Source organism: Pseudomonas sp. P4_C3 (genome assembly GCF_056402075.1).
Genome location: NZ_JBFUIC010000615.1, coordinates 1 through 1351, shown reverse-complemented (window position 1 = coordinate 1351; position 1351 = coordinate 1). Strand labels below are relative to the sequence as shown.

Genomic DNA, 1351 nt, shown 5'->3' with positions numbered 1-1351 from the left:
ACAGCAAGGAGATCACCGGCACCGAACGCACCAGTTCGATGTACAGCACGCTGAGCAGGCGAATCACCGGCAGTTTGGAGCGTCTGCCCAATGCCAGCAGGATCCCCAGCGGCAATGCGAAAACCATCCCCGCCACGCCGAGGAACACCGTAACCAGCATCCCGGCGAACTGGGTTGAGGACACTGGCGCCAAACCGGCACCGCCCTTGAGCAACCACCACATGAACAGCGGCAGCACGATCAGGTAGCCCAGCAGCAAACGCCGATCCAGGCGCTTGAAAAACAGCAGGACAAACGCGGTGCCGRCCAGCATCAACGAAAGGTTCACTCGCCACTGCTCGGCCTCTGGATAAAAGCCGTAGACAAACAGGTTCCAGCGCTGAGTAATCGGCAACCAGCAGGCGCCGTCGGGGTTGCAGTCCTGGCCGCTGGTGCCGACGAAGGTGGCGTCGAACACCAGCCAGTTCAGCGCGGTCGGGATGCACCAGGCCAACAGGGCGATCATGCTCAGGGTCAGCAGGCTGTGGCCCGGGCTGGGAAACAGCTGGCTGCGGCTCCAGGACAGGGCTCGTTGTGCCCAGGGCAACCGCGGCGGTAGCTGGATTAGCGGGGCTTGATTCATTGCGGTCATGTTCAGTGTCCCCTCTGGCCGATATGATGGTTGTAGAGGTTCATCGCCAGGGAAATCAGCAAGCTGATCAGGCAGTAGGTCCCCATCACCAGAGCAATGCACTCGATGGCTTGGCCGGTCTGGTTCAAGGTGGTGCCGCCAGTCGAAGACACCAGTTCCATAAAGCCGATCACCACCCCCAGCGAGGAGTTCTTGACGATGTTCAGGTAGGTGTTGGTGACTTGGGGAATCATCGGGTACACCGCTTGCGGAACGATCAACTGGCGCATGGTCGGGCCTTGTTTGAAGCCCAGGGCCCTGGCCGCTTCATACTGCCCACGGTGCACCGACTCGATGGYGCCCCGGACAATTTCCGCAATGTAGCTGGCGCTATAGAACGACAGGGCCAGGCACAGTGCCAACAACTCTGGCACCAGGACGATCCCGCCCTTGAAACCGAACCCACGTTGCACCGGGATTTCCCACTGCCATTGGGCACCGCTGATCCAGTACGCCAATAGCGGCAACAGCAATCCGCCCGCCAGCAACATCGGCCAGCGGGAGGGCGCGAAATCGCGCCAGGTCCCACGACGTTCCTTGAAATGACACGCCAAATAAGCCAGCAGCATGCCCAGGGCCATCAAGGCCAGTCCCCAGCCACCCAGATTGCCCTGCTGCGGCCAGGGCAGCATCAAGCCGCTATTGTTCAGATAGACAACGCCAACCAACGAAGCCGACTGC

At 60.9% G+C, this 1351-nt stretch carries 1 protein-coding gene and 1 pseudogene; both read right to left on the bottom strand.

Annotation, left to right across the window (positions count from 1 at the left end):
- Positions 1 to 631: pseudogene (locus AC1DVH_RS31190) on the bottom strand (amino acid ABC transporter permease); the annotation flags it as partial.
- A 2-nt stretch (positions 632 to 633) separates the two neighbouring features.
- On the bottom strand, positions 634 to 1351 hold a 718-nt coding region (locus tag AC1DVH_RS31185), incomplete at its 5' end, for an ABC transporter permease subunit (protein WP_477757029.1).